Annotated in this window: 8 protein-coding genes; all 8 read left to right on the forward strand. The window is 71.2% G+C overall.

Annotation, left to right across the window (positions count from 1 at the left end):
• Positions 1–884, forward strand: an 884-nt coding sequence (gene eccD, locus ABZS42_RS02920) for a type VII secretion integral membrane protein EccD (protein WP_355141930.1), incomplete at its 5' end; no start/stop codon positions are given.
• Between the two features lie 3 nt (positions 885–887).
• Complete coding sequence (gene eccB, locus ABZS42_RS02925; protein ID WP_355141932.1) at positions 888–2,294, forward strand: type VII secretion protein EccB; 1,407 nt, start codon at positions 888–890, stop codon at positions 2,292–2,294.
• 144 nt (positions 2,295–2,438) lie between these two features.
• Positions 2,439–2,786 (forward strand): WXG100 family type VII secretion target, encoded by a 348-nt coding sequence (locus ABZS42_RS02930; RefSeq protein WP_355141934.1) that lies wholly within the window; start codon positions 2,439–2,441, stop codon positions 2,784–2,786.
• A 37-nt stretch (positions 2,787–2,823) separates the two neighbouring features.
• A complete protein-coding gene (locus ABZS42_RS02935) occupies positions 2,824–3,114 on the forward strand; it encodes a WXG100 family type VII secretion target (RefSeq protein WP_355141936.1) in 291 nt (96 codons plus the stop codon).
• Positions 3,115–3,222: 108 nt separating this feature from the next.
• On the forward strand, positions 3,223–3,615 hold the full coding sequence (locus ABZS42_RS02940; protein WP_355141938.1) for a hypothetical protein: 393 nt from the start codon (positions 3,223–3,225) through the stop codon (positions 3,613–3,615).
• 64 nt (positions 3,616–3,679) lie between these two features.
• Positions 3,680–6,187 carry a hypothetical protein gene (locus ABZS42_RS02945; protein ID WP_355141940.1) on the forward strand — a complete coding sequence of 836 codons (2,508 nt, stop codon included), beginning with the start codon at positions 3,680–3,682 and terminating at the stop codon, positions 6,185–6,187.
• Positions 6,188–6,200: 13 nt separating this feature from the next.
• Entirely contained in the window at positions 6,201–6,641 is a 441-nt protein-coding gene (locus ABZS42_RS02950; RefSeq protein ID WP_355141942.1) for a YbaB/EbfC family nucleoid-associated protein, read from the forward strand.
• Positions 6,634–6,960: a hypothetical protein gene (locus ABZS42_RS02955; RefSeq protein ID WP_355141944.1), complete on the forward strand. Its 327-nt coding sequence runs from the start codon at positions 6,634–6,636 to the stop codon at positions 6,958–6,960. The genes ABZS42_RS02950 and ABZS42_RS02955 overlap by 8 nt, the downstream gene beginning before the upstream one ends.
• The last annotated feature ends 89 nt before the right edge of the window (positions 6,961–7,049 follow it).

A 7,049-nucleotide genomic window follows, 5' to 3' on the forward strand; every position in this document is an offset into this window, starting at 1 on the left:
ACCGGCCGTTCGGCCTCGCGTCGGCGGTGACCGCGATCGGGTTCGCCGCGCTGGCCGGGATGATCGCCCCCGACCTGTCCCGGGACAGCTCCCCGCTGGTCGTGGGCAGCCCTGAGGTCTTCACCGCCTCGGTGTCCGCGCTGGTGGTGGCGCCGCTGGCGGCGGTCCTGATCGGCTGGGCGGGACCGCTCTTCGCCGCGGTCGTCGCCTGCGCGCTCTTCGCCGCCGTCGGCTCCGCGCTCTCCGCCTTCGTCGGCCTCGACGCGGGCCAGGCCGCGGCGGTGGTCGCGGTGGCCGCCACCGTGGCGACGGTACGCGTCCCGCTGGTCGCCTTCCGCCTCGCCCGCATCCACCTGGCGCCGCTGCCCACCGAGCCGGAGCACCTCCAGGAGGAGATCGATCCCGAGCCGAGCGAGCAACTGCTGGAGCGCACGGCGGTGGCCGACGGGTACATGACGGGGCTGTACGCCGGAGCGGCAGCCGTGACCGGTGTCTGCCTGCTCCTCGTGGCCCTCGCGGGCGGCTGGGCGGCCTGGACCCTGCTCGGGCTGGTCGCCCTCGTGCGGCTGCTGGCGCTGCGCCCGATGACCAGCGCGTGGCACCGGCTCGCGCACGCCCTGCCGGCGGTGGCGGGACTCGTCGCGCTGACCGTGATCAGCCTGGCGCAGGCGCCGTCGCTGCTCCGGCTGCTCGCGCCGGTGACGCTGCTGCCGCTGGCCGGAGTGCTGCTCTTCCTGCTGGGACGGTTGCTGCCCAACCGCCGGCTGATGCCCTACTGGGCACGGATCGGCGACGTGGTCCAGCTCACCGCGACCATCGCCATGCTGCCGGCGCTGCTCGCCGTGCTCGGCGCGTACGCGGCTGCCCGGGCGTTGGCGGGCTGAGCCGTGCAGTCCCGCCGTGACCAGGTGCAGGCCCAGACGTACGTGCTGGGCCGGCTGACGGGCGCGCTGGTCGCCGCCGAGCCGGACGGCCTGGAGAACCCGAACCGCCGCATGGTGGTCGGCACGATCGCCGGTGTGCTCGTGGCCGCGGTGCTCTTCGCCGGCTTCGTGATCTTCGGGTTCTTCTTCCCCGGTGGGGCCACCAAGTGGCGGCAGCCGGGTGTCCTCGTGGTGGAGAAGGAGACCGGCAGCCGGTACGTCTTCGACGACGGCCTGCTGCATCCCGTCCTCAACTACAGCTCGGCGCGGTTGCTCTTCGGCGGCGAGCCCGCGGTCGTCACGGTCTCCCGGAAGTCGTTGCGTGACGTGGCGCACGGGCAGCCGCTCGGCATCGCAGGTGCCCCGGACGCGCTGCCGACCGCCACCGCCGTCGACCGTCAGGTGTGGACCGTCTGCGCGTTGGCCCGGCCGGACGCCGCGGGCACGACCTTCACGGCGACCACCGTTCGCATCGAGCAGCCCACCGGCGGCGCGCGCCGGGACCGGCCGCTCGACCGGGACCAGGCGATCCTGGTCACCGCGGACGACCAGAGCTTCCTCGTCTGGCGGGGGCGGCGGCACCGGCTGACCGAACCCTGGCTGGCCCGGGTACTCGGCTACGACCGCGACGCGCTTGCGGTGGAGGCGGGCTGGCTGGAGTCCGTACCGGTCGGGGCCGACATCGCGCCGCCCGACCTGCCCGGACGGGGCAGCGCGGGGCCGACGGTGGACGGGCGGCGCGGCGTCGTCGGTGAACTCTTCACCGCCCGTACCCCGGACGGCGCGGAGCGGCGCTACCTGCTCCAGCAGAACGGCCTGGCCGAGCTGAGCCCGATGGCGTACGCCATGGTGGCCGCCGACCCCGCGACCTCCGAGGTGTACGACGGACAGCCGGTGCGGCCACGCGAACTGTCCCCCGCCGCCCTGGCCGCGCTGCCGGTCGCCCCGCAACCGGACTGGGTGGCGGCGCTGCCGGCGACCCCGCCCAGCCTGGCGAAGACTCCGGAGCGCGGCACGTGGTGCGTACGCCACTCGATGGCGGACGGCGCGGTGGAGGTGACCGTGGACGTGCCCGCCCCCGAGGCCACGACCCTCGCCGACGGGGTCGGCGTCACCCGCACCTCCGCGAGCGCGGAGGCGGTCGCGGTGCAGCCGGGGGTCGGTGGCCTGGTGCTGGCGGGCCGGACGGACCAGGCCGCCGGGTCGGGTTTCTATCTGGTGACCGACGCCGGGATCAAGTATCCGGTGGGTTCGAGCGAGGTGGCGACCCAGCTCGGCTTCCCTCCGGCGACGGCCCGGCCGGTGCCCCGACAGCTGCTGGAGATGCTGCCCACCGGCCCCCTGCTGGATTCCGCCGTGGGCGGGGGGTGATCGCCGTCCCAGCAGCGCCGGTGAGTGGCCGGCACGGGCGATCACACGACGGTCGCCACGCGACCGGGGCGAGCAAGGCAGAAGTGTGGTGACGGCTCCAGTCGGAGTCGTCCCGGAGACAGCAGACGAGGAAGGAGCAGGGCCGTGGCAAGTTGGACTCAGCAGAAATCCGACGACGAGACCAGAAGCAGTGTCATCTACGCGTTCCAGCGGATGGTGGACGAGCTGGAGCAGGCCGAGCGCACGGTGATGAGCAGCTCGTCCGAGCTCGGTGCCCGCTGGCTGGGCGAGGCCTCCATGCGCTACCAGCAGGGGCTTCAGGAGATTTCGCAGGGGATCGTGGAGATCCGTTCCGGCCTCGGCGACATCAGCGGCGCCATGCAACGGTTCGCCGCGATCACGGACTCCACCGAGGACGACAACGTCGCGGCGGCAGCCAGCATCTCGCTGCAGACCGAGACCTTCACCCCCAAGGCGAGCTGGACCAACTGATCTTTCCGTACGACCCGAGGCAGGAAGGAAGCGAGCAATGGCCACTTACACCGTCGACCTCTCCGACGTCGACGCCGCGGCGAGTCAGCTGCAGAGCGTCGCCCAGCGGCTGAGCCAGGCCCTGGAGGAGCTGAAGTCCCAGGTGCAGGTCTTCGTGAGCAGCAACGCGGGCCAGACGATCACCAACTACGACGAGGTCCAGAAGAAGTGGGACGGCGGCATGACGAAGGTGAACAGCGGCACCGCCAAGGCCGTCGCCGAGCTGCGCAAGATCGGCGAGAACTACCACGCCGGTGACCGCCAGGGAGCGACGCTCTTCGTCGCCTGACCCGGGACCATCCCGGGCGCAGGCTGAGCCGGTCGGGCGGCACGGGACCACCGCGCCGCCCGGCCGGGACCTGTCCGCAGCGAGAGATCGAGGGAAGGAACCCAGGCGATGCCGAAACAGATCAAGATCGACGAGGCGTACCTGCGCGGCGTGGTCCAGAAGCTGAAGGGGATCAGGAACCAGGTCACCACCGTCCGGGCCGGCGCGAACCCCAACGACATGGCCCACCCGCACGGCGGCCACCTGAACAGCCTCGTGGTCCGCACCGGCTCGGACAACTTCGCCGCCGGCAAGGACCTGCGGGAGCGGATCCGGACCGTGGGCGGCCAGGTCGACCAGCGGCTCGCCGCGTACGACCAGAAGCTGTCGAGCTACGGCCAGAACCTCGAGCGGATCATCGCGTCGAGCGACGACATCGAGGACGCGAACACCTCGTACGCGTCGTCGACCGGCCTCGGCAACGGTCCGACCGGCTCGGGCAACACCGGCAACAACACCTGATCGATCCCCGCGACGTCCCGACCCCCCTCACGCCGCCGACCCCGTGCGGTGAACGAAGGTCCCGATGACTCAGCCAAATCCGCTGCCCAACAACCTGCCGGCCTGGGAACAGGGCCTGCGGGAAGTGCTCGGCGCCTCCGACATGGACACCCGCCAGTTCACACAGCCGACCTGGATCAGCCTGTCGGGCTCCGGCTTCTACGTGAACTCGAAGGCGAAGCCTTGGGACGATCCGATGGGCACCCCGGCGAACAACGAGTTCACCCTCTACCGCCGGACCGCCCAGGAGTTCTACTTCGACGGCGCCGGACATATCGGCAAGTCCCACGCCGCGTACTACATCATCAAGGGAAAGGTGAACTGGTTCGAGAAGTCGGGCGACTACTCACCGGACGACTACTGGAACCAGTTCTACAAGAGCTCCGGCGACGCGCTGTTCCGTCCGCCGTTGCCGCCGCCGCTCGACGCGGCGACCCTGCACGAGTCCGCGGAGAGCTTCTACAACCTCGCGATGTGGCTCGACACGGCCGCCCAGCAGCTGAAGACCGAGGTCGACAATCTCGGTGACGGCTTCAAGGGCGCGGCGGCGGAGGGGCTTCGCGAGTCGCTCACGAACCTCCGGGACGAGATGCTGCTGCTCCGGGAGGACCTCAGGACCGCCGACGACTGGGTGGCGATGCTGCACGGCAACGGCGACGCGGTGCAGACCTTCCTCACCGAGATCGCCAAGGCGTGGCAGGCGTTCGACACGCACCCGGGGCGGAGCCCGAAGGCGATGGTCGAGGCCGCGATGCGTGACATCGAGCGCGCGATCGACCAGTTGGGCAAGGAGACCGACGGCTGGAACGGCCGCGCCTGGGACGAGCACAAGCTCGTGGTCTGGGACGACCTCAAGACCTGGCCCATCAGCATCGACATCGGCAACGGCGCGAAGACGTACGACTTCATCGACGCCGGCAAGGCGCTGTCCGATTTGAACGCCAACATGCACGCCTTCTACGCCGAGGCGGCGAAGGTGCTGAACGACGCGATGACGGAGCAGTACCGCAAGCTGCACGACAGCTTCGAGACGACCTACCGGAACCTGGTCGACCCCCGCACGTACACGCCGCCGCCGCCGTCGAAGGACGACCTGAACGACGGCGACAACGGCGGGATCGACCTGGACGACATCCTCAACAAGGGTGGCGGCGGTGGCATCAACCTCGACGACCTTCTCAACAAGGGTGGCGGCGGAGACGGCGGCACCAACCTGGACGACATCCTCAACAAGGGTGGCGGCGGTGGCATCAACCTCGACGACCTTCTCAACAAGGGTGGCGGCGGAGGCGGCGGCACCAACCTGGACGACATCCTCAACAAGGGTGGCGGCGGAGGCGGCGGCGGCCTCGATCTCGACGACATCCTGTCGAGGACCGGCGGTGGCGGCGGCGGTGGCGGCTTCGACGCGAACAGCCTGTCGGGCGGCGGGGGCGGCGGGGGCGGCGGCCTCGGCCTGGACGATCTGCTCAACGGCGGGGGCGGCGGCAGCGGCGGCCTCAACACCGACGGCCTGTTCGGCAACGGCGGCGGTTCGGGACTCGACGGTCTGACCGGGTCGGGATCCGGTGCGGGTGGCGGTGCCGGCTTCGGCAGCAACCTCGGTCTCGGTGGTCTGCCCGGCCTCACCGGCGGCCTGAACGGTCCGCGGGGCAACGACGACAAGCCCCCATCGCAGAACGGGCCCACCACCGGTGGGGACTTCGAGGAGGGACCGTCCTCCATCGGCGACCTCCCCGATCTCGGCGGCCCCGGAGCCGGCGGCGACTTCCCCGGCCTCAGCGGCTCCAGTGGCTCGGGTTCCGGCTCCGGGATCACCGTTCCCGGGCTCGGCGGCTCCGACGGGCCCGGCGCCGGCGGGAACTTCCCCGGGCTCGGCGGCTCCGACGGGCCCGGCGCCGGCGGGAACTTCCCCGGGCTCGGCGGTACCGGCGGCGCCGGCGGCGACTTCCCCGGGCTCGGCAGCGGCGACAACCTGCCGGGTCTGGGCGGCCCGGGCGGCGGCGGGGTCGGTGGCAACGACTTCTTCGGCGGAGCACCGGGCTCGCACTCCGAGTTCGACGACTTCGGTGCGGCCGGCCTCGGCAGCAGCGGCGGTGGCACCGGCTCGGGCTGGGGCGCCAACAGTCCCTCGCCCAACGGCATGGTGCTCGGCCCGCTGGGCCCGGCACCGGCCGGCGGCGGTGGAACCGGCTTCAACCTGGTCCCCGGCGTCGGCGGTCAGCCGGGTCCGAACGGCGCGGCCGGCGCGTTCGGGCCCGCCGGGGGTTACCCACCCATGATGCCGCCGATGGGCGGTATGGGGGCGGGCAACCAGCAGGAGAAGGAGCGCGAACGCACCACCTGGTTGGCCGAGGAGGAGGAGGTCTGGGGCACCGACCCGGACGTGGCGCCCGCGGTCATCGGCCGGGACGACATCACCGAGCCGTCGAGCGGGCAGCGCACCCCATGGTCGCCGGCCGCGCCGCAGACGCCCGGATCCCCGTACGGCCCCGGTCGGGGCAGCGGCCAGCAGGTCCGCCGCGGCAACTGAGAGGAAGAACCAGATGACAAGTCCGCTGTACGACCGGATCGAACAGGCGTACGCCGAGTTCGAGGAGAAGAAGGCCGCGATCAGCGGTGTCGAGCAGCAGATGTCGGGTGCGCAGACGACGGTGACGGCCAAGAACCGGGCCGTGAGCGTCACCGTGGACGGTCGTGGTGATCTCATCGACGTGAAGTTCCCGACGAGCGCGTACCGCACGATGGCACCGGCGGAGCTCGCCGGCCTGCTGGTGGAGACGGTCAGGTCGGCGCGGGAGGAGGCCCGGCAGAAGGCGATGAAGCTGTTCGAGTCGATCCTGCCGCCCGGACTGCCGCTGGCCGGCCTGCTGCGCGGCGAGAAGACCGCTGACCAGATGTTCGACGAGGCGATGCAGTCGATCAACGAGTCGTTCGGCGGCGCGAAAGCGCGGGCGAACGGGAATTCGGGGGCGAACCGTGGCTAGCGTCGGAGCCAACACCGACCTGTTGCGCGGCGGCAAGCTCGATCCGGCACACCGCGAGATGCTCGCGGTGAACAAGAGCTTCGCCTCCGTGGTCGAGCTGAACAATCCTCCCGGCGGGGTGCGGGCCGAGGTGGACAAGCAGATCCACGACGGGCTCAAGACCCAGGTCGAGCTGGTCACGTCGATCATCGACGGTCTCGTCCGCCTCTCCAAGGGAGACGGTTCGAAGGTGGACTCCCTGCGTTCGCTACTGTCCCGCGTTGAGGAGACCAACGTCGACCTGGCGAAGCCGTCCGGCGACATCACCGTTCGGCACTGAGTCACGGGCCGTGACCGGCCCGCAGTGAGTATTCCCGGGGGTCACACCGCTCAGCGGCGGTGTGACCCCTCCCTCAGCGACGAGGAGGT

It is taken from the genome of Micromonospora sp. NPDC005367 (assembly GCF_040606825.1).
In the GTDB taxonomy this organism is placed as follows: Bacteria; Actinomycetota; Actinomycetes; order Mycobacteriales; family Micromonosporaceae; genus Micromonospora.